Raw genomic sequence first — 21,098 nt, 5'->3', positions numbered from 1 at the left:
GTTGCAGGTTACAGGGCGTAAGCTGCAGTATTCTAAACCTGAAACCTGGAACCTGAAACGGCAGTTAATAACTCATCTGCTCTGCTTAAAGTAAAATGTAAACAAATAAACTATCACCCGCACCAGCCAATAGGAGCAGAACTGAATAAACCGCTGAATGAAGTTGTACTTTTTATTATACCCTTCAACCGTTACCAGTACGCAGTCATTTTTGATAACGGCCTCCAGCTTTTCCTGCACCAGGGTGGCAAACTCAGCATCATTTACGTCGATATTCAATTCCACACTGGCATAGGCGCTGATGTCGTTTATGTTGTAGCTGCCGATTGTTACCCATTTTTGGTCGCGGGTGGCCATTTTTCCATGCAAAACGGCCCTGGTGTATTCATATAACCTGATGTTACGCTTCAGCAGCCAGCGGTACATATAACGTTCGGCATGTTTGGCCAGCGGCACATCCGATTTGCCCGCCACAATAACCTGGATGTCTATATTACGTTTGGCGGCCCTTGACAAGTGATGCCTGATGATGGTACCAGGTAAAAAATACCCCGACATCAGGATCACGTTTGAAGAAGCCTTCTTCAACATCTCGATATAGCTGCGCGAAATCTGGTTCTTGCTTTTTACCCAGTCGTTGCGACGAATGCGCAATTGCGTATGGCCCGTAAATGGGAGGCCGGGTAAGTTATTTCGCAGCATTCTTTTGAAGGTTCCCTGGCCGGGCTTTACCCACAGATCGGTACAGATCTTAAACAGGGCGCCTGCAGCAGGGCCTTCCATATACAGGGCCCAATCGAGCCAGGCCGGTTCATCTCCGATATCATTGTAGCGGTTGCTGATATTAATGCCGCCCACCAGCGCAAAATGGCCATCCACCACCAACACCTTTTGGTGCATACGGCGGCCAAAATAAAAATGCTCGCTTTTTAAAAGGGGTTCAAAAAAACGGAAGTGAACGCCGGCGGTATTAAGCTCCTTGATAAACCCGGCCGATAGTTCCTTTGAGGCATAGCCATCGGCCAGCAGGTACACCTTAACACCCCGTTTGGCGGCTTCCATCAGGGCGGCGCCTACCATTTTGCCGGTTTCATCATCTTCATAAATGTACACCTGCAGGTGTACGGAGTGTTGCGCCCGTTCTATCAGGCGGGTGAGTACAGAAAAATATTCGCGGCCACCCCTTACCAGTTTTACGTTGTTGTAAGGAAGCCAGCCTGATGATCTATTGTCTTTACCGCGCAGCATAATTGGCAAACTACAAAAATTATGCACGTGGTGTAATGCCGGTTATTTTTTACCGGGGTGTACCGTAATATTATGTTTGGAAATCGTGAAGGTAACGCCGCCGGTATACTCCAGCATTTGCAACACAGCCTTTATATCTGAAGTTCGTTGTACTTCACCGCTGAAGTGCAGGGAAGGTACACCTTTATCATACATAACATCCACATCGTACCAGCGGGCCAGTTCATTCATCACATTCGTGAGCGAGGTATTACGGAAAACAAAATCGCCGTTTTTCCAGGCAATCTCCTGTTTTATATCTGCGTCTTCAATGGTGGTGGTAGTATCTTTGGCAATTAATTTCTTGCCCGGCTTAAGTAGGTTGATTTTATTATCCCGGTCTACCTTTACCAGTCCTTCCACTACCGTTGTTTGCGATTGGTCGTCTTCCTTATAGGCCGAAATGTTGAAGGCCGTACCTACAGCCTGCACTTCCATATTATCTACCGAAACAATAAATGGTTTTTTGTTACCCGAAGGCAGCAAAGTTGATTTCACTGCAAAATAACCTTCGCCCGTTAAGGCAACCCGCCGGTTGGGATCATTAAAGTGAACCGGAAACTGCAGGGTAGAAGCGGAGTTCATCCAGATATGCGAGCCATCATCCAGTATAACCTCATATTCGCCGCCGCGGGGCGTACGAAGGGTATTTAAGGCGCTTGTATTGGCCTCTTCGCCGGTTAATATAAACTGCAACAGCCCGTTTCTGATCTTTTTTACCAGTACGTTACCCTGTTGCGCAATGTTGCCGTCGTTCATATCATTCAATACAATGGAAGTGCCGTTGCCCAAAATCAGGACTGCTTTTTTTGAATCGGGTAAAGCGCCGGGCGTTTTCTTTTGCGCCACCACTGCTGTTTTTGGGACCGGTTTTTCGGGTTTGTCTAACGCAAAATAGGCCACTCCGCCGGCCACCAGTATCACTACTGCCGCAACCATGTACCAGATCCTGAAGTGCAGGCGTTTTCCGGCCGGTTCGTTAGTGGGGAAGAGTTTTTGAGACAGCTTATCATAAGCCAGATCAGGATCGTAGGATTGCAATTCGTTCAGGTCATTGCCCATCTTTTCCTGGTCGTGCAGGTCATCATATAATATATGATTGTCGCCATTTTCCTGGAGCCAGCTGTCCAGTTCCTGCTTTTCCGCCGGGGTAAGCCTGTTCTGCAGGTCCGCGAGGATCAGCGAGGCGATGTATAATCCTTTTTCTGCTTGTTGTTCATTCATAAGAAAAGTTTAATACTTGATTGATGGTGCTTGCTGCATGCTTCGCATTTCAAAAGCTCATTTTCAATGCAGTTTATTTGGTGTATCAGATTGCTATTATTGTAAAAACAACATTTGATATGAATTGTACTAAAGGCCATGGAGAAATATTTAATAAATTGACCAAAATCCAGAAAGTTATTTAAGGAAAGGGTAGGAATGCTAATGGGTTAGCAAGTATATTAAGGGTTCGCTTAATATTTACATAACATTCAGGGGCTTTAAAAACAGTTACCCCTCTAATATTATAAAACAAATAATATCTACGATTGACCTAAACAAAAGTTCAAAAACCTAAAAGGTAATGATTGAAATCAATTGAAGTGTAGTTATTGTTAATATGACAGCGTTGTTATGTTGATCAGTTTATTCATTGACCAGTTAACCAGTAAAACTATTAACCCATTAATATGCTTAAGAGATCGGTAAATTATTGACGGGGATCAATTGCCAGTTTAAAGTTCAAAGTTGAATGTTTTAAGTTCCCCCTTTTTCATTGCTCTGTTTTAATTTTTCATTTCTCTGCTTTGCCCGCCGTCCTGCGTGTCGCTGAAGCTTTAGCGTAGGAGGGCTTTCTGCCTTTCGGAGGGTAAAAGAAAAGCCGGGTAAGACTACCCGGCCGTGGGGGATTCCTGCGCCTCTTCTGTACCTGGAAGAGGGATAATGATGCACATTTGAGGAATGCGAATATGAGAAAAGTTAATCCTGCTGTACAGGACATAATATCCTATATAGACCATTGGGACATATCCATGCCCATGGATACTAAATGCTTGCTAACATACTAATCAGAGAGATGCCTTTTGGAAATTGAACTACTAATGTGGAGCCTGGAAATATTGTGTTCTTAGTAAGAACAAATTTGTGTACGTGTGTATTAAAGGATCAAGGTTTTAAGCGTTGTCTAAACAGGGTAAAAGACAATAGTTATATTTAGAGATGCTGATTTTAAAAAAAGAAAGGGAGAGTAGAAACACTCCCTTGTAGTGACCCAACCAAACAGTCACATGAGATTCCCGCTCGACATTCCGTCTTCTCGTCTGGCTGAAAGAACAAGAAGTACAGATGATAACATCGGGCGGACAAAAAAGGCCTTGTTAAGGCTAATTGTTCATTTATAGTTCAGGATTAGTAACTAACCCCTTACATTAATAACGCCTGCAACAGCATTACAAAACAACTCTTAACAGCAGCCTGTATAAATGTTGTGCATAGTACTAACGGTACTATAATTATGTACAACATTTGCTGTATCTTCTTAAATATTATTTAATGGAATTGTCAAAATGTTTTAAATGGCTATACTCTATAACAATACTTATTAAATATATCTAAGTGTAAAGAACTTTAGTGCTTATAGTGTATCCCGCACGGCCGAATAATTATCAGTTTAGTATTTAGTATTAAAACAACTTACTTGCCCTTCTTTACTAGTCTAACCCGAAAAAAATTTAATAAAACTGAAGAAATGCGTATTTCCACCTATTCCGGATGGGTGTTTTCGCAATAAAAATGATGTTTAGGCAGATAAATAAAGGTTTTGACAGCTGTGTGAAGTTTCGCGTAGAAAGGTGCATAAAAGCAAAAAAGCCAGCATATCGCGGTCGCGGAGCCTTGTCTTTAATAATTGTATGGCCCTTGCTTTTTGATTTTTAACGGTATGAACAGAGATATTCAACACCTTAGCCACTTCCTGGTTTCTTAAGCCATCCAGGTAAGCCAGCTTCACCACCTTGCCACATTGCTCGGGCAGGTTATTGATCTCGTTCATTATTTCTTTTAACACCTCGGCCCTGATCATTTCATTTAAAATAAACTCTTCTTTTTCGCCCGTTAAATACGCCAGTTGTTTTTGGTTAAGCGAATCGCGTTTGGCTTGTTTTAAATAATTTAAACAGGCGTTACGCACCGTGATGTACAAAAAGGCCTTTATGTTTTGTGTGCTTTCAAAATCACCACGCCTGTTCCATAATTTTATAAAAGATTCACCAACAATATCTTCTGCAGCAGCGCTGTCGGCCACCAGGCGTTCGGCAAAAAGGCACAACGGACTATAAAACTGCTTTAACAACGATTGTAAAGCATCGGGACCACCTTTTTTTAAAGTATCGATTATATCAATTTCCAACGGAACTGAACGCATCAGGAAGAGTGTTTTTGCTACCTTAATGATAAAGTTTGTATAATATACAATAAGTTACGGTAAATACTAAACGTTTTACGGATATGGCATGTAATTCTTTATTTCTGGTTCAGCCTGGCTTGGGGATACTGGTACAATAAGATAAGGAGAAACTGTTACCGGAGAATAAAATGGTAACCCTGGTGGAATTATCTGCAATTTAAAATTTCATTAAGCATTATCAGCACAAGATTACACGTAAAAAATAAATTCTCAAAATCAAGTATGGATTAAGGTGATTTTTTTAGTGCACAAATTGCCTTCCAAACTGCACATAATGACAGTGATAATATCGTGCATGCTGCATTTACTGATTTGGATTAGTAAGCAAAAACCATATTGCATAAAATGTTATGCCAAAATACCTGCCGTTATAAAAATGGGTGTAAACACTTTTTTTAGGTTCAGGGGACTCAATAGCCAATCGTTAATAGCCAATTGTCAACTGGTTATTGACTTTAATTGCCCCGGCTGAACCGGGATTTATTGTCTATTGCCAATTGTCAATAGCTTATTGCACATAGCCCATTGTCTATTGATTGTAACTGGTTACATCTGTAATTTTTACCGAACTGATCAATGGGTGTAGTGTGTTCAATACAAAACTAAATTCCTGATTAATGATGATGGAGGGGAGTTTTATCAGCAGGTAGCCGGTTTCAGTTAACAGGGAAGAGCCCAGGTCCCGGTTATCATTGCTATGGGGGCGTTGCAGCCAGTTGGCCGGCAGTTCGCCCACCGATAGGGTGCGCATGGAGTGTTCCGGCACTTCATAAGTGGCAAAGGAAAGGGCAGGAGGTCTGGTTTTTATGCCCGAGTGCGCAGTATACTCCAGCAACGACAGGGCCCTGCTTTCCGACAGGTAAATACAGGGAATACCTTCATGGTTCCATCTGCCACCACTTATTTTAGCGCCCAGGCCCGTGAGGTCATAGGCGTGTTTCGATTTTACAATCCGGTAAAGCCGCATATGATAGGTGCCGTTAGGTTACGAGTATAGTAGCTTTAGTATACGCCGTATTCTATCCTGCCTAATTCTTTTTTTACTTCTTCCATCCCGTACAGCGTATCTAATAGTTCAAGGGGCGATTTGCCACCCAGGCCATTGCTTGGTATTCTAATCCATATGTTGAAGACCTCCCGGTTTTCAAACACTTCGCGCCCATAACAAAGCAGATCTGCTAAGCGCATAATGCGTTCACTGGTGGCGGGATCGAACCGGTCATTGCCCTTCTTGGTAATAATAGTAGTACGGGAAATGGACAATAAATTACTTAAGGTGCTGTAATTAAAGTTGGTTTCGGATTTAATGGCTTCCAGTTGCTTTTTACTGATGCCATTTTTTACTAAACCAATTTTGTACTGTGAAGGGAGTGAATCAAATTGAAGGGCTGATGGTTCCCGTTTCTTTGCTGAGGAGCGGGGAGGGGCTGTTGCTGGTTCGGGTGTTTTTGTAATGCCTGTTTGAACATAGGCATTATCAACTTCTTTACCAATAATATTGGCGGATTCATGAGGTTTTTGATACTCATTCATAAGGTTAATGGTATTTACCCAAATTTACATTTTTCCCTCAAAGCCTCCACATCCAAACCTCATTCTTCCCATTTATTGATCAAAAACAACTCCCGCCGTTAGTCTGTTCGTTATAGTGACAGCCGTTGTGTAAGGTAAAAAGGAATTTCAATGTGTTCGGTACTCTGGTCAAGGATCAGCTGGGCGGTTTTTTCTCCCATCATTTGAAAATCTGTAGAGATGGTGGTAATGCCATTGAGGATGATCTTTTTGAGCGGGGTTTCGTTGTACGATATAACGCCCACATGCTTGCCTACCTTCAATTTGGTGGCCAGTATTTTTTCAATTAAAATTACCAGGTCGTTTTCCATCAGGTTAATAAATACCTCGCCTTCCTTGATGGGCTCGTTGGCTATATCATGCACCACTTTGTAATTGAAAGCATATTGCTGGCAGAACCGGTAAAAGCCTTTTAAAATTTCAACCGGGTGATAGGTGTATTCGGGGAAAATGATCTTGATGGTATGATACTTACTCAGTGATTCCAGCGATTGTTCCAGCGCATCATAAATATCTTTTTCAAAATTCTCATATACCGCGCCGAAGGTGCCTTCAACCCCCGGCAGCAGCTTGTCCATCAATATCAGTTTTTCCTTGGGCAGGGTGTTGATGATCTCGGCCGCGTTTTCGCCGCCGTCTAAAAAATGCGGGATGATCACGTAATGGCTGTAGTCGTTCTTTTTATTTTGAATAAGCCGTTTAAAAAAGGCAAAGTCATTGTTGTAAATATAAAAATCAACAGAGGCCATTTCGCCTAGCGAAGCCACAAAGGCATCGTAAATAATTTTTTTATGCGGGCTCAGTTTGTTGAAAAGAAGAAATATCTTCAGGTGCTGTCCCACCTCGGTGTTTTTTACAAAGTACCCTTTACCCGGCACCGAACCCAGTATGCCAATTTTCTTAAGGTGTTTGTAGCCTTTCTCCGCCGTATCCCTGGAGATCTCAAATTCAAAACTCAGTTCGTTGATCGAAGGCAGTAGCTCGTCTTTCTGGATCTTACCCTCACCAATAGCTTTTATAATGGAGTTGGCAAGCTGCAGATACTTAGGCGTGGCAGAGTAGTAATCGATAAATAAATGCTGAAATATGGAATCTTTTTTCATGATAACCTCGTCAGATGATCCGGGTACAACGGTACCGCAACAAACAAACCATCAATCTTTTATTAATCCTCCCAAACTTAGTTAAAAAGCTAAATATGAGCAGGTTTTTGATGAAAAAAGACCATGATGGGCCATGATGGACTAATAATCGGTATCTTATACTTTCACCTTTTTAATCCGGCATAGGCTGGCCATATTGAAAAATTGCTATAAATGAATGTCATTCTTGGTGTTATATTCCACTTTTTAGGAGGATTTGCAAGCGGAAGTTTTTATATACCCTACAAAAAAGTAAAGGGTTGGGCATGGGAAAGTTATTGGATCGTGGGCGGTTTGTTTTCGTGGTTGATAGTGCCCCCGTTAGCTGCCTGGCTTACTATACCCCACTTTTCTCAATTTATTAGTCTGGCTGGTGGTAGTGTTATAGGCTATACGTTCTTATTTGGTATTCTGTGGGGTATTGGCGGGTTGACTTATGGCCTGGGCGTGCGGTACCTGGGTGTTTCACTGGGTAGCAGTATCATCCTGGGACTGTGTATGGTGTTCGGCGCTCTTATTCCCTCTGTTTATTATGATATGTTTCCCGAGGGTGGCAAAGACACCTTTAGTATGCTGGTTGGTACTTCGTGGGGACGATTCGTTTTATTAGGATTGGCCGTTTGTGTACTGGGCATTATAATTTGTGGCAAGGCCGGGGTCCGTAAAGATAAAGAACTGGTAAAGGGCGGAACCGATCCGCACGGCGCTGTGGTAAAAACAGAATATAAGTTCGGTCTCGGTTTAACAGTGGCCATCATTTCAGGTGTGTTGAGTGCCTGTTTCAGTTTCGGACTGGAAGCCGGTCATTCAATGGCGGCTGCTGCGATGAAAGTATGGGAAACTGGTCACCCCGGAGCAGATCCAAAGGATTTTCTGTATGCAAATAATGTGGTGTATGTAGTGATCTTGTGGGGCGGGTTAACAACTAATTTTATCTGGTGTATGATTCTGAATGCCCGCAACAAAACCTTCGGCGATTATACCAATAATAAAACACCGCTAAAGGCGAATTATATATTCTCGGCACTGGCGGGTACAACCTGGTTCCTGCAATTCTTTTTCTATGGAATGGGCGAAAGCAAATTGGGCAATGGCGCCAGCGGCTGGATCCTGCACATGGCCTTCATCATCTTAACAGCCAATGCGTGGGGACTGATCCTGAAAGAATGGGCCGGCGTAAGTAAGAAAACTAAAACAACGGTTATTATCGGCATTATTACCATCATTGCTTCCGTAATATTGGTAGGGTATGGTAACTCGCTGAAGTAAAATATATAAAGTATAAATTAAAGAACAGAACTATGTCAGCAACAAGTGCAGTAAAGTTTAAGCATGTAAGCTATTTGTGGGACGATGCCAAAGCGGCCGCCCTGCAAGGCGATGAAGTAGCATTGTTAATTTACCGGAGTAATTTGCTGGGCGCCGATTTGCGTCTTACAAACTACGGCGGTGGCAATACCTCCTGTAAAGCCATTGCAAAAGATCCTCTTACCGGTAAAGAAACCGAAGTGATGTGGATCAAAGGCTCAGGCGGCGACCTGGGTACTATGAAGAAAAGCGGTTTGGCGGCTTTATATGTTGAACGTTTACGCAGCCTGAAAAATGTTTATCGCGGTATTGAGCATGAAGATGAAATGGTAGAACTGTTCAACCATTGCATTTTCGACCTGGCTTCAAAAGCCCCTTCTATCGATACCCCGCTGCATGGTTTCCTTCCTTTCAAACACATCGATCACCTGCATCCCGATGCAGCCATCGCCATCGCTGCTGCGAAAGATGGAAAAAAGATAACACAGGAATTATTCAATGGTACAATAGGTTGGGTTGAATGGCAACGTCCTGGTTTCGACCTTGGGTTGAAGCTCGCAAAGTGCCTGGAAGAAAACCCCGGCATCCGTGGCATCATGCTCGGTTCGCATGGTTTGTTTACCTGGGGCGATACAGCTTACGAAAGCTACATCAACACCCTGGAGGTAATTGAGCGTTGCGCCGAATACATTGAAGAAAACGTAAGCAAACAAAAAGCTGTTTTCGGTGGCGCTAAAATTCAGTCACTGCCAAAAGAACAACGTACTTCACAAGCCGCTGCACTGGCGCCTGTATTACGTGGTTTCACCAGCAGCTACCAGAAAATGGTGGGTCACTTCACCGACGACGAAAGAGTGTTGAACTTCATCAACTCTAACGATCTGGACCGCCTGGCGCCCATGGGTACCAGCTGCCCCGACCACTTCCTGCGTACGAAGATCAGTCCGCTGGTGTTGAACCTCACACCTGGTGAAGACCTGAGCGACGTAAACAAGATCAAGGAAAAACTGACTCCTCAGTTTGAAGCGTACCGCGCTATGTATGCAGATTATTACAACACCTGCAAACATCCAAACAGCCCGGCCATGCGCGACCCTAATCCGGTAGTGATCCTGTACCCCGGAGTAGGTATGTTTACCTTCTCAAAAGACAAACAAACTGCCCGTGTGGCAGCGGAGTTCTACGTCAACGCCATTAATGTAATGCGTGGTGCAGAAGCCATCTCCTCATATACTTCGTTACCCCGTCAGGAAGCTTTTAACATCGAGTACTGGTTACTGGAGGAAGCCAAATTGCAACGTATGCCCAAGCCAAAAGCTTTAAGCGGCCGCATTGCACTGGTAACCGGAAGTGCAGGTGGAATAGGGAAAGCTATAGCCAAGAAATTTGCCGACGAAGGCGCCTGCGTTGTCATCAACGATAACGATGCTACCCGCCTCGAAGGTGCAAAAGAAGACTTCAGCAAACAATACGGTAAAGACGTGTTCGCTGCCGTTGTACTGGATGTAACCAAAGCCAGCGATATCAAAGGCGCCTGCGATGCAGCTGCCCTCGCGTTCGGTGGTTTGGACATTGTGGTAAACTGCGCCGGGTTGTCAATTTCAAAACCAATTGAAGAGCATACCGAAAAAGACTGGGACATCCTGTATGATGTACTGGTAAAAGGACAGTTCTTTGTAACCCAGGCTGGTGTTGAGGTAATGCGCAAACAGGCTATCGGCGGCGATGTGATCAACATCGTGAGCAAGAACGCCCTTATGAGCGGCCCCAACAACGCTGGGTATGGTTCTGCCAAAGCTGCTCAGTTACACCTGAGCCGTTTGAACGCCGCTGAATTAGGAAAAGATCACATCCGGGTGAACGTAGTGAACCCCGATGCGGTAATCAGCGACAGCAAGATCTGGGAAGGTGCATGGGCTGAAGGCCGCGCCAAAGCTTATGGCATTACAGTAGCCGAATTACCAGGTTACTATGCCAAACGCACTTTGCTCAACGAGATCATTTTACCCGAAGACATCGCCAATGCCTGCTTCGCAGTTACAGGTGGTTTGTTGAACAAATCAACCGGTAATGTGATAAATGTAGACGGTGGCGTTGCTACTGCCTTCGTAAGATAAAAAAGAGCATTGAAGTCGGAAGTCGAAGACCGGAAATTGAAGCGATTTCAGGTCTTCGACTTCGACATTCAACATTTGATATTCAACATTCGATATTCAAACATTGCTTATGCCACGCGTTGCCATCAAAATGAATTTATTCAAGGGACAGGAAGCCGAGTACAAAAAACGTCACGATGCTTTGTGGCCCGAACTAAAGGAGTTGTTGCATGCAACCGGCATCAGCGAATATTCGATCTTTCTGGATGAAACTACCAACAGCCTGTTTGGCGTTTTAAACGTAACAGACCCCGCTGCATTGGACAACCTACCTGCTCACCCCGTTATGCAAAAATGGTGGGCATACATGAAAGATATTATGGAAAGTAATAGAGATAATTCACCTGTAAGTGTTCCGTTAAAAGAGGTGTTTTATCTTCCGTAGGAAGAAATTTTGAGATTTCGGAATTTCGGGATTTTGAGATTTGCCGCGATGCCTGGTTCAAAACAGATCTCAAAATCACTAAATCTAAAAATCAGAAATCACCTAAGTATCTTAAATGTACAAATGATTCATATTTTCAATCACACATCTTAAAAACGATTGCGTATGCAGATCGATAAGTATAAAATAGACGAGCACAATAATAGCCTCCTTAAAGATCATAAACGCCGCTTTGAATTTGCCGCCGAAGGTGTTGCCGGTTTAGAAGGTATTCTTAAAAAACTGGTCGACTTTCAGATTGCCATTCCCAGCTGGGCATTAGGTACCGGCGGTACCCGTTTTGGCCGTTTCTCAGGTGGTGGCGAACCCCGCACCATTGAAGAAAAGATCGAAGACGTGGGTTTATTGCACTCACTCAACAAGAGTGGCGGTGCTATTTCCCTGCACATTCCCTGGGATATTCCAAAAGACGCCAAAGCTATAAAAGCCCTGGCTGCCCAGCATGGTTTACGCTTCGATGCGGTAAACTCCAACACTTTCCAGGATCAGCCCGATCAAAAGCTCAGCTACAAATTCGGCTCCCTGCAACACGTAGATAAAGCAACCCGCAAACAGGCCATCGATCATAATATTGAAGTAATAAAACACGGAGTAGAACTGGGCTCAGACTCTATCACGGTTTGGTTATCTGATGGCAGCTGCTTCCCCGGCCAGTTGAACTTCCGCAAGGCATTTCAACGCACGCTCGAAAGCCTGCACGAAATTTATGTAGCGCTGCCCGATAACTTTAAAATGTTTGTTGAATACAAAGCATTTGAACCCAACTTCTACTCAATGACGGTAGGCGACTGGGGCCAATCACTCCTGTATGCCAGCAAACTGGGCCCCAAAGCGTATACGCTGGTTGATCTTGGCCACCATTTGCCCAATGCCAACATTGAGCAGATCGTTGCCCTGCTGCTGAGCGAAGGCAAACTGGGTGGTTTCCACTTCAACGATTCAAAATACGGCGATGATGACCTCACCGTAGGCAGCATCAATCCTTACCAGCTGTTCCTGATCTTTAATGAACTGGTAGAAGGTATGGATGCCCGCGGTATGCAACATGCTACCGACCTGGGTTGGATGATCGATGCATCGCACAACGTAAAAGATCCGCTGGAAGACCTGCTGCAATCAATAGAAGCCATCAAGATCGCTTATGCACAGGCGTTGCTGGTTGATACCAAAACATTACAGGCTGCCCAGGAGGTGAGTGATGTAGCCAAAGCACAGGAAATTCTGCAACAGGCTTACCGTACCGATGTACGCGCCCTGGTAGCAGAAGCCCGCCTGCGTGCCGGCGCAGCCTTACAACCATTACAGTTGTACCGTAACCTGAAAGTAAGAGAGAACTTAATAAAAGAGCGCGGTCAAAAGACTGTAGCTACCGGATTATAAAAGTAGCCAGTTACCAGTTGCCAGTTATCCCGCTTTGCGGGAGAACTGGTAACCGGTACCCGGTAACCGCCCCACTGAATTACCGAACGAACAAGTGAGTGAAATTGCCGCCTAATGAGTAGAATTCCTGTTATAGCGATTTTCGATATTGGAAAAACCAATAAAAAGTTATTCCTGTTTGATGAGCAGTACAACATAGTACTGGAGAAAAGCGAACAGTTTGCAGAAATAACCGATGAAGATGGAGATGCCTGTGAGGACCTGACTGCCCTTACCAACTGGGTGCGGGCCTGTTTACAGGATGTGTTTAACGATGCACGCTTCCAGGTGCGTGCCCTGAACTTCAGTACTTATGGCGCCAGCTTTGTTCATATTGATAAAGAAGGAAAAGCAGCGGCCCCATTGTACAATTACCTGAAACCGTATCCTGCCGGGCTGCAGGAAGGGTTCTACCAGAAATATGGCGGCGAAATAACTTTCTCCATTTATACCGCTTCACCGGTGTTGGGTAACCTCAATTCAGGCATGCAGTTATACCGCCTGAAATACACCAAACCCGAGCTATTCGAACGCATTCACTACTCCTTGCATTTACCGCAATACATGAGCTTCCTGGTAACCGGCCGTGCGTACAGCGATATCACCAGCATTGGCTGTCATACCGGTTTATGGAACTTTCCACAGAATCATTACCACGAATGGATCTACCGCGAGGCCATCAACGAAAAACTGGCGAACATTTTCCCGAGCGACCAGTTGATGCACTCCCAGTTTCAGGGCCAGGCCCTGTTGACCGGGGTAGGCCTGCACGATAGTTCTGCCGCGCTGATCCCTTACCTTTTTCACTTTACCGAACCGTTTGTATTGTTATCAACCGGTACCTGGTGCATTGCATTGAACCCGTTCAACCAAACCCGGTTAACGTATGAAGAGCTGCAGCAGGACTGTTTGTGTTATATGGAATACCGGGGCAAACCCATCAAGGCATCGCGTCTGTTTGCGGGGTATGAACACGAGCAGCAAACAAAACGGCTGGCCGCCCATTTCAATGTATCCCCCGGTTATTATAAAACTGTTGCATTTAATCCCGAGCTGTTATCTGGTGACGCGATAACCGCCGGGGCCGGAACCGATAGCAAGGCTGCAAAGTCTGCCATGGTGCAGGAGAGTGCATTTGGCGCCCGCGATCTCAACAGCTTTGCCAGTTACGAAGCCGCCTATCACCGGTTTATGGCCGATCTTATGACGCAACAGGTGGCCTCGCTGAACCTGGTATTGCATAACAGTCCGGTTAAAAAGATCTTTGTGGATGGCGGTTTCAGCAAGAACCCCTTGTACATGAATTTACTGGCCAATGCATTTCCTAAACACGAGGTGTATGCTGCTTCTATGGCCCAGGCATCGGCCATGGGTGCCGCATTAGCCGTACATTCAGCCTGGAACAAAACCAATCCATCTTCAGATCTCATTGAATTAAAAGCCTATTCGCTATCTAAAGTTTAAAGTTGAATGTTCAATGTTTCAGGTTCTCAGTTCTTTGGCAGGTAAGCTCGGACCCGCCCTATGGCGACCCGAACATTTCCGAAGAGAATCCGAACAAAGTCCTAACAAAGTCAACGGCAATACCGGCGTAAACCCGGAGACAGCACATTTATCCCTGAATTTAACACGCTTTCACCCTAAAACAGCACACTTACCAAAAAGTAGCCGGTCGATTTACTTTTGTGGAATTTCTTGATTATGTTAGCATGCTAAACCTAAAGTATATCCCTAAACCTGTACTGGTGATAAACGATTGCTAATTCTTCCCTTCTGATAAGTACTTGCTTAGGGCTGCCATTGACAGCCATAGACATATGAAAAAGAAATTTTTCTCCCGGACTATTTTATTCCTGTTTTCTGTGTGTGCCAAGCCGCAGGGTTATGCCCGATCGGGCAGTGCCAATACTTTTTACTGTTTCACAAAAATTGACCAATGTCATTAATCGCATTGCTTTCTATATAAGCGAATCTCGCTAGATCATACAGTTGTGATCTATGTTTTAACAATTGAGAAATACCGCTCCGTTTCTACGGAAGCGGTTTTTTTATTGAAAAACAACAGGATAGAACAGGATTGTAATTAGTTTTTTAGTTTATAAGTTCATGAGTTCGTAAGTTGTATAACATTAGGTTGCAGGTTCTTTATGGAGAACTAAATTACTTATGAACCAAATAACTAACGAACCAAGAGGGCCATATGAAGAAGATAAATTTCACATTAATCGCATTACTGACAGCATCCCAAATTTTTTCCCAGGTAAAACCCGGTAACGACGTTAATTCGCCACTGCACCTGTTACAACCCGATTACCCCGTTCCATATGGCGCCATGAGCGAGACCGACATAAAAAAGGTGTTGGATAAAGTATTTACGTACCTGGATGCTGTTACCCCGGCGCAAATGATAAACCGGCAAACAGGGCAGGTGGTAACCGATGCCTCTCAATTTGATACGGCCTATGGTATAAAACCCGGTGATTTCCGGCTCACTGCTTACGAATGGGGGGTAACTTACAGTGGCATGCTGCTGGCGGCCGAAACCAGCGGCGATACCAAATACAGCGATTATGTAAAACAACGCCTGTCGTTTATTGCCAAGTGGGTGCCTGCCATAAAAAAGAAAGTGGCCGATGGTACCTTAAAAGGCAATTATGTTTTTCGCCAACCTGTAGACCCACATGCCCTGGATGATGCCGGCGCCGTATGCGCTGCTATGATCAAGGCTACCCGCAGTGGACTGAACAATGATCTGCGTCCGCAGATTGATAATTACATCAATTACATCAGCACAAAAGAATTTCGTTTGCCCGATGGGACGCTGGCCCGCAACCGTCCACAGAAAAATACCTTGTGGTTAGATGACCTGTATATGGGCATACCCGCGCTGGCCCAAATGGGCGCGCTCACGGGTAAAACAAGTTATTTTGATGATGCGGTAAAACAGATAAAACAATTTACCCGGCGCATGTTCGATAAAGAAAGAGGTTTGTACATGCATGGCTGGGTACAGGAAATGAACCCGCACCCCATGTTTTACTGGGGCCGCGCCAATGGCTGGGCTATTATGGCTATGGTTGAATTGTTGGATGTGTTACCGGCCAATCATCCCGGTCGCCCGTTTGTATTGCAGCAATTACAGGCGCATGCAAAAGGCCTGGCGTCGTATCAATCAGGTTCCGGGTTCTGGCATCAATTGCTGAACCGCGAAGATTCGTACCTGGAAACCTCGGCTACTGCCATTTACGCTTACTGCATTGCCCATGCCTGTAACAAAGGCTGGCTGAACGCAAAAGCCTTTGCGCCCATGGCCATGCTGGCCTGGAACGCCGTTACCACCAAGGTAAATGACAAAGGGCAGGTAGAAGGTGTTTGTGTTGGCACGGGCATGGGATTCGATCCTGCATTCTATTATCATCGCCCGGTAAATGTGTACGCCGCTCACGGCTATGGACCTGTATTGTTAGCCGGTGCAGAAATGTTGCGATTGATAAAGGGAGATGCATTTAAGATAAACGACAGTTCATTACAATACGTAAAATAACCGTTATTAGGTTAGTAAGTTATTAGGTTCATAGGTTAAGAACTTAATAACCCAATAACCTGAGAACTTACGAACCTGCTACATATGAAACTGATAGGACTCACATTATTATTGAGCGCGACTTTTGTAAATACATTTTCCCAAACAACCAGTTTTAAATTTGACTTCGGTACCGATAAGGCCGCTAATAGTTATATTGCTATAACGCCAAACAGCATTTTTTCAAAAGAAAAAGGTTATGGCTTTGAAGCCGGATCTGCTGTGGAAGTCATTGACCGCGGTGGCAATGCGTTAACCGGTGATTATATCACCAGCAATAAACCCTTTTATTTTTCGGTACAATTACCCGATGGCAATTATGATGTAAAGCTGGTGTTGGGTGATGCCAAAGGAACTTCAGCCACTACCGTGCGTGTGGAGAACCGGCGGTTGATGCTGGAAAACATTCGTACCGGAAATGGAAAGCAGGTAACCAAAATAATTACCGTGCATGTGAAGGACAGCATCATCCGTGATGCACAACAAAAAGAGACCGGTAAAGTAAGATTGAAATCGCGCGAGTTCGGGTATCGCCATTGGGACAACCTGCTTACGCTGGAATTCAACGATTCATTGCCAAAAGTATGTGCGGTAGAAATAACCCCAAATAAAAAAGCCACCACGGTTTTTCTGGCCGGCAATAGTACCGTAGTTGACCAGGACCGCGAACCCTGGGCCGCGTGGGGACAAATGATCCCCCGGTTTTTTGAACCCGGTAATGTGGCTATTGCCAATTATGCCGAATCGGGTGAAACTATGAAAGCATTTATGCATGAGCGACGGCTGGAGAAAATCTGGAGCATGGCCAAACCAGGAGATTATCTCTTTATAGAGTTCACCCATAATGATCAGAAGCCGGGCGGCAATCACCTCGATCCGTTTACCACGTATAAACAAACCATAAAAGAATGGATAGGGGAGGCACGCAAAAGAGGCATGACGCCGGTACTGGTTACCTCTATGCATCGCCGCAATTTCGATTCAAGCGGGCACATCATCAATACCCTGGGCGATTATCCCGAAGCTATGCGCCAAACGGCGGCAGAAGAAAAAGTAGCGCTCAACGATCTGAATGCTATGAGTAAAACCCTGTACGAAGCCTGGGGAGTGGAAGGGTCGCTGAAAGCATTTGTACATTATCCCGCCAACACCTTTCCCAACCAGGAAACAGCATTGGCGGATAATACGCATTTCAACCCTTATGGCGCGTATGAACTGGCGCGTTGTATAGTAAAAGGCATAGTGGCGGCCAACCTGCCCATTGCGAAATATTTGATAAAAGAAAAGATCGCCTTCGACCCGGCGCATCCGGACCCGGTAGCAAAATTCTACTGGCCCTTAAGCGCCGCAGTTACGGCCGAGAAGCCAGATGGGAACTAGGACAATATTGAATGTTGAATATTGAATGTCCAATATTGAAGTGAAATACAGAAATTAAAAATTAAAAACAGAAAAATGAGGAAGTAAAGAAAATGGGTAAAAGCGAAAAGGTGAAAGGCTAAAGCTATAACCAGACCTGTAATTGCTTTTACCTTTAGGCTTTCGGCTTTCAGCGTGTATTTACTTGCAGCTTGCAGCTTTCAGCCTGTATTTGCTTGCAGCTTATAGCTTACAGCGGTTTTCATCTCTGCCCTCAAATAATTGCCCCTAACCATTGACCATTAACCATTTTATCATTACCTTGTCTCGCCTTGTGAATCAGTTCACTATCTAACTCCCTGGTATTATTACGACGAACATATCCGTGTTTTTACGGGTGCTGGTTTTTCTATTATATAATAATGGATAACTATTATCGTTTTCCCTAAATCAAAACCCATTCAATATCTTATAAGGCATGAAAAAAAGTACACTGTTAGCCTCTTTCTTAGTGTTGGTTGGTTCTGTACCCGGTTTTGCTCAACCTCAACAGCCTATACGGCCCGTAGTGGTTAATCCGCGTGTTGAATACCTGACCAATCCTGCAGGCCTCGAAATGGCGCAGCCCCGCCTGAGCTGGGAAATAACCAGTACTGCACGGGCTATAATGCAAACCAAATATCGCATTCTGGTAGCTGACGATTGGTCAAAACTCGTTCTCAACACAGGTAATATCTGGGACTCCAAAGAGGTAAGCAGCGAACAATCGCAGCTGGTACCTTATGGTGGCCCGGCGCTGAAGGCCGGCCAAACCTATTACTGGAAAGTAATGGTGTGGGACAACCAGGGCCAGCTCTCTGACTACAGCAAGGACACCGCCAGGTTTACAATGGGTTTAATGCAACCTGCTGACTGGAGCAACGCCCAGTGGATTGGTTATGATGAACTGGATGCCGCCAAACGCTATGTACCTGGTGTGCATGCGCCCGGCGCCAGCAAAGATTACAAATCGGTAGTAAGCGGAAATCACGTATTGCCCTTGCTCCGTAAATCATTTACCGTAAGCAAACCCGTTAAAAGAGCTACTGCCTTCGTTACCGGGTTAGGACAATATGAACTGCACATCAATGGCGTTAAAATAGGCGATCATTTTATGTCGCCCGGCTGGACGAACTACGACAAACGCGTATTATACGACGTACTGGATGTAACCAGCCAGGTTGCCAATGGTGAGAACGCCATCGGTGTTATGCTCGGTAATGGGTTCTACAACATCCCCAACGAGCGTTACCGCAAAGCCCTGCTGGCTTATGGTAATCCCAAGATGATCATGAAGCTGTTGATCGAGTATGCAGATGGCACCAAATCGGAAGTGATCTCTGATGCCAGCTGGAAAACAGCACAAAGCCCCATTACTTTCTCCAGCATCTACGCGGGTGAAGACTACAATGCTACCCTGGAACAGGATGGCTGGGATAAAGCTGCCTTTAGCGACGGCGCCTGGAAAGCAGCCGCTGTGGTAAAAGCACCTGCAGGTAAGTTGGTTGCTGAAACCGGTACCCCGGTAAAAGTGATGGCTACCATGGCCCCCCAAAGTTGTGTAAAGAACAGTGATACAACCGTATTGTTCGACTTTGGACAGAACGCCAGCGGCATCATTAAAATAACAGTGCGTGGCCAAAAAGGACAGGTGATCCGCATTTTCCCTGCTGAACTGTTAGGCGAGGAAAAACGTGTTAACCAAAAGGCCAGTGGTAAACCATACTACTACACCTATACCTGTAAAGGAACCGGCGATGAAGAATGGACACCCCGCTTTTCTTATTATGGCTTTCGCTATGCAGAAGTTTCTTATGCAGCGCCCGATACTATAAAGAGTAAAAAACTCACTACTGTTATCAAGGACATCAAAATGCTGCATACCCGTAACTCGGCTGCCCAAATTGGTAAGTTCGAGAGCCGGGAAGACCTGATGAACGATGCCAGCACGCTGATTGACTGGGCCATTCGCAGCAATATGCAAAGCGTATTGACCGACTGTCCGCACCGTGAAAAACTGGGTTGGTTGGAACAAACCTACCTTATGGGCGAATCGATCCACTTCAACTATGATATTTACAGCTTGTATAAAAAGATCATCGCCGATATGATGGCCGACCAAACCACTGATGGTCTGGTGCCTGATATCGCGCCTGAGTATGTGTTGTTCGATGGTGGTTTCCGCGATTCACCAGAGTGGGGCAGCGCTTCTGTGATCTTACCTTACCTGATCTATCAATGGTATGGCGATAAAACCGTGATGCAGGAAGCATGGCCTATGATGACTAAATATGTAGCTTACCTGAAATCAAAAGCCAGTGGCAATATTTTGTCATACGGCCTCGGCGACTGGTACGACCTGGGACCCCAAGCCCCCGGTGTTGCCCAGTTAACTCCTAAAGAATTGACTGCAACAGCCATCTATTATTACGATCTCGACCTGTTGACGAAAATGGCGAAGCTGATGGGTAAATCAGCCGATGTGTCACAATATGCGGCACTCGCTGCAGACGTGAAAAAATCGTTCAACGCTAAATTCTACGATGCTTCTTCACACAAATATTCAACCGGCAGCCAGACTGCGCAATCTATGCCTTTAGCGGTAGGACTGGTTGAAGATGCCAACAAAGCGGCTGTACTGGATCAATTGAAAACAGATATCATTACCAACGAAAGCGCGCTCACTGCGGGCGATATCGGCTTTCACTTTTTGGTGGATGCGTTGACAAAAAATGGTTCCGCCCAAACGGTGTATGAGATGAACAGCGACAATAAAGTACCGGGTTATGGTTACCAGTTAGCCAAGGGCGCTACCGCCTTAACTGAGTCATGGGCAGCGTTACCGGATAAATCGAACAACCACCTGATGTTAGGACACCTGATGCAGTGGTTCTATGATGGGCCCGGTGGTATTCACCAGGAAGATACTTCAGTAGCTTACAAGAACATCATCATCAATCCCGAGCCTATTATGGGATTGGAGAAGGGTAGCGTATCGTTCAATTCACCTTACGGAAGAATTTATTCCGAGTGGGATCATCAGTATGTATTCCACGTATTTACAATCGTGATCCCGGCTAATACAACAGCCACTGTTTACCTGCCTGTACCGGCTAATGCAAATATCATGGAAAGTAATTCACCGCTGAATTTGCACAAGGAGATCAAGGTATTGGGTTATGAAAAAAATCGTCAGATCTTCAAACTCGGATCTGGTAAGTATAAGTTTATTGTTAAGAAGGGGGGACAGTAATAAAACCCTTAATTAAAATACAGCGCCCCGACGATACCGTCGGGGTGTTTTTGTTAAGCTGGTTATTTTTGAGGCAGGTGCACAAAA

General features: G+C 45.0%; 14 protein-coding genes. 8 read left to right on the top strand and 6 right to left on the bottom strand.

Going from position 1 to position 21,098, the window contains the following annotated elements; genetic code table 11:
* Positions 1 to 72 precede the first annotated feature (72 nt).
* The 6 genes from NIAKO_RS18035 to NIAKO_RS18010 all read right to left on the bottom strand — a co-directional run bounded on the left by NIAKO_RS18035 (position 73) and on the right by NIAKO_RS18010 (position 7,410).
* Positions 73 to 1,248: a phospholipase D-like domain-containing protein gene (locus NIAKO_RS18035; protein ID WP_014219881.1), complete on the bottom strand. Its 1,176-nt coding sequence runs from the start codon at positions 1,246 to 1,248 to the stop codon at positions 73 to 75.
* A 42-nt stretch (positions 1,249 to 1,290) separates the two neighbouring features.
* Entirely contained in the window at positions 1,291 to 2,511 is a 1,221-nt protein-coding gene (locus NIAKO_RS18030; protein WP_014219880.1) for a FecR family protein, read from the bottom strand.
* Between the two features lie 1,558 nt (positions 2,512 to 4,069).
* Entirely contained in the window at positions 4,070 to 4,693 is a 624-nt protein-coding gene (locus NIAKO_RS18025; RefSeq protein ID WP_014219878.1) for an RNA polymerase sigma-70 factor, read from the bottom strand.
* Between the two features lie 571 nt (positions 4,694 to 5,264).
* Positions 5,265 to 5,702: an RES family NAD+ phosphorylase gene (locus NIAKO_RS18020; protein WP_014219877.1), complete on the bottom strand. Its 438-nt coding sequence runs from the start codon at positions 5,700 to 5,702 to the stop codon at positions 5,265 to 5,267.
* A gap of 35 nt (positions 5,703 to 5,737) precedes the next feature.
* Complete coding sequence (gene parS / locus NIAKO_RS18015; protein WP_014219876.1) at positions 5,738 to 6,268, bottom strand: type II RES/Xre toxin-antitoxin system antitoxin; 531 nt, start codon at positions 6,266 to 6,268, stop codon at positions 5,738 to 5,740.
* Between the two features lie 110 nt (positions 6,269 to 6,378).
* On the bottom strand, positions 6,379 to 7,410 hold the full coding sequence (locus tag NIAKO_RS18010; RefSeq protein WP_014219875.1) for a GntR family transcriptional regulator: 1,032 nt from the start codon (positions 7,408 to 7,410) through the stop codon (positions 6,379 to 6,381).
* A 213-nt stretch (positions 7,411 to 7,623) separates the two neighbouring features.
* Here NIAKO_RS18010 and rhaT point away from each other — a divergent pair, with 213 nt between their 5' ends.
* From rhaT to NIAKO_RS17970, 8 genes are all read left to right on the top strand, one after another.
* Positions 7,624 to 8,718: an L-rhamnose/proton symporter RhaT gene (rhaT, locus tag NIAKO_RS18005; protein WP_014219873.1), complete on the top strand. Its 1,095-nt coding sequence runs from the start codon at positions 7,624 to 7,626 to the stop codon at positions 8,716 to 8,718.
* 32 nt (positions 8,719 to 8,750) lie between these two features.
* Positions 8,751 to 10,874, top strand: a complete 2,124-nt coding sequence (locus NIAKO_RS18000) for a bifunctional rhamnulose-1-phosphate aldolase/short-chain dehydrogenase (RefSeq protein ID WP_014219872.1) — start codon at positions 8,751 to 8,753, stop codon at positions 10,872 to 10,874.
* Between the two features lie 109 nt (positions 10,875 to 10,983).
* Positions 10,984 to 11,298 (top strand): L-rhamnose mutarotase, encoded by a 315-nt coding sequence (gene rhaM / locus NIAKO_RS17995; protein WP_014219871.1) that lies wholly within the window; start codon positions 10,984 to 10,986, stop codon positions 11,296 to 11,298.
* Between the two features lie 165 nt (positions 11,299 to 11,463).
* Positions 11,464 to 12,738 (top strand): sugar isomerase, encoded by a 1,275-nt coding sequence (locus NIAKO_RS17990; protein WP_014219870.1) that lies wholly within the window; start codon positions 11,464 to 11,466, stop codon positions 12,736 to 12,738.
* A 114-nt stretch (positions 12,739 to 12,852) separates the two neighbouring features.
* Positions 12,853 to 14,241 carry an FGGY-family carbohydrate kinase gene (locus tag NIAKO_RS17985; protein ID WP_014219869.1) on the top strand — a complete coding sequence of 463 codons (1,389 nt, stop codon included), beginning with the start codon at positions 12,853 to 12,855 and terminating at the stop codon, positions 14,239 to 14,241.
* Positions 14,242 to 14,977: 736 nt separating this feature from the next.
* Positions 14,978 to 16,321, top strand: coding sequence for a glycoside hydrolase family 88/105 protein (locus NIAKO_RS17980; protein ID WP_014219867.1), 1,344 nt, complete (start codon positions 14,978 to 14,980; stop codon positions 16,319 to 16,321).
* Positions 16,322 to 16,405: 84 nt separating this feature from the next.
* A complete protein-coding gene (locus tag NIAKO_RS17975; protein WP_014219866.1) occupies positions 16,406 to 17,740 on the top strand; it encodes a rhamnogalacturonan acetylesterase in 1,335 nt (444 codons plus the stop codon).
* Between the two features lie 457 nt (positions 17,741 to 18,197).
* Positions 18,198 to 21,011 (top strand): family 78 glycoside hydrolase catalytic domain, encoded by a 2,814-nt coding sequence (locus NIAKO_RS17970; RefSeq protein ID WP_014219865.1) that lies wholly within the window; start codon positions 18,198 to 18,200, stop codon positions 21,009 to 21,011.
* Positions 21,012 to 21,098 lie beyond the last annotated feature (87 nt).

It is taken from the genome of Niastella koreensis GR20-10 (assembly GCF_000246855.1).
Classification (GTDB): Bacteria; Bacteroidota; Bacteroidia; order Chitinophagales; family Chitinophagaceae; genus Niastella; species Niastella koreensis.
This window is presented reverse-complemented; position numbering and strand designations above follow the sequence as displayed.